Origin of the sequence: Actinoplanes sp. NPDC048791 (assembly GCF_040650095.1) — a bacterium.
In the GTDB taxonomy this organism is placed as follows: domain Bacteria; phylum Actinomycetota; class Actinomycetes; order Mycobacteriales; family Micromonosporaceae; genus Actinoplanes.
Genome location: NZ_JBEZGQ010001383.1, coordinates 1 through 1,814, shown reverse-complemented (window position 1 = coordinate 1,814; position 1,814 = coordinate 1). Strand labels below are relative to the sequence as shown.

Annotated in this window: 2 protein-coding genes; both read left to right on the top strand. The window is 73.0% G+C overall.

What is annotated here, in order from left to right; translation table 11 throughout:
• Positions 1-86 precede the first annotated feature (86 nt).
• Complete coding sequence (locus AB0C29_RS46570) at positions 87-974, top strand: NAD kinase (RefSeq protein WP_360834555.1); 888 nt, start codon at positions 87-89, stop codon at positions 972-974.
• Between the two features lie 54 nt (positions 975-1,028).
• The coding region (locus AB0C29_RS46565) for an AAA family ATPase (RefSeq protein WP_360834553.1) at positions 1,029-1,814 on the top strand (786 nt) is incomplete at its 3' end.

The window sequence follows — 1,814 nt, the reverse complement described above, 5'->3', positions numbered from 1 at the left end:
CACGACGTGGTCGCCGCCGGCCCGTCCGGCGCGGTAGCCTCCGCCGGGCCGGCATCGACGCCGGTTTCGCCCCTGATGGAGGATTCGTGACGCGGTCCGCCTTGCTGGTCACCCACACCGGCCGCCGGCAGAGCACCCAGCATGCCCAGACCGTCGCCCGCGACCTGGTCGCGGCCGGTTTCGAGGTACGGGTGATCGCCCAGGAGGTCGCCGACCTGGAGTTGCCGCCCGGCGTCACGCCGGTCGACGACCCCACGGCCGCCGAAGGTGTGGAGATCGTCTTCGCGCTGGGCGGTGACGGCACCCTCCTGCGCGCCGCCGAGCTCGCCCGGCCGGCCAAGGCGCCGCTGCTCGGCATCAACCTCGGCAAGGTCGGCTTCCTGGCCGAGGCCGAGCTGAACAACATCGACCAGACCGTGCGCGAGATCGTCGCCGGCGACTACAAGGTGGACGAACGGCTCACCCTGGACGTCCGGGCCGAGTACGACGGCCGGCTCATCGCCGACTCGTGGGCGCTCAACGAGGTCAGCGTCGAGAAGGGCCAGCGGGCGCAGATGCTCGAGCTGCTCGTCGACGTGGACGGGCGGCCGCTGTCCCGGTACGGCTGCGACGGTGTCGTGTGCGCCACACCGACCGGCTCCACGGCGTACGCGTTCTCGGCCGGCGGCCCGGTCGTGTGGCCCGAGGTCGAGGCCCTGCTGCTCGTGCCGATAAGCGCGCACGCCCTGTTCAGCAAGCCCATCGTCACCGCTCCCACCTCGACATTCGTGATCACCGTCGATCCGTACACGTCGTTCGCGGTGCTCTGCTGCGACGGCCGGCGCACGTGGGATCTGCCGCCGGGTGCGCAGGTCACGGTGCGGCGCGGGGAGCTGCCCGTCCGACTCGTACGGCTCAACCCGCGCCCGTTCACCGACACGCTCGTGGCCAAGTTCGCCCTGCCGGTCGACGGCTGGCGCGGCAACCGCCGCTGACGGCTGACCGGGCTCGGTGGGCAATTGTCGGTGGGCACCGATACTGTTCGCCCTGTGCTGGAGGAACTGCGCATCACCGGGCTCGGCGTCATCGACGACACGACCTTGAGGCTGACTACGGGCATGAATGCCATCACCGGTGAGACCGGTGCCGGCAAGACGATGGTGGTGACCGGTCTCGGGCTGCTGTTCGGCGGTCGCGCCGACGCCGGGCGGGTCCGCGCGGATCCGGGCCGGGCGGTGGTCGAGGGCCGCCTGCGCCTCGCCGGGACGCTCGGCGACGCGGTGCAGACCCGCATCACCGACGCCGGTGGCGAGATGGACGACGACGGCTCGGTGCTGCTCAGCCGCACGGTGACCATCGAGGGCCGGTCGCGCGCGCACGTCGGTGGCCGCAGCATGCCGGTGGCCATGCTCAGCGAGGTCGGCGAGCAGGTCGTCGCCGTGCACGGGCAGTCCGACCAGCTGCGCCTGCTGCGCCCGTCCGAGCAGCGGGCCGCGCTGGACCGCTTCGCCGGTCCCGGGCACGAGAAGCTGCTGGAGAGCTACCGCGAGGCGTTCACCCGCTGGCGGGCCGTGGTCGAGGATCTGGCCGACCGCCGCCGGCATGCCCGCGAGCGCAACCAGGAGGCCGACCTGCTGACCCTGGGTCTCGACGAGATCAACCGCGTCGACCCGCAGCCCGGCGAGGACGACGACCTGCGGGCCGAGGTGCAGCGCCTGGAGCACGCCGAGGGCCTGCGCACGGCGGCTGCGATCGCCGCCCAGGCGCTGGCCGGCGGCGTGGAGGACACGGAAGAGACCCCGGACGCGACGCTGCTGCTGGGCACCGCCCGGCGC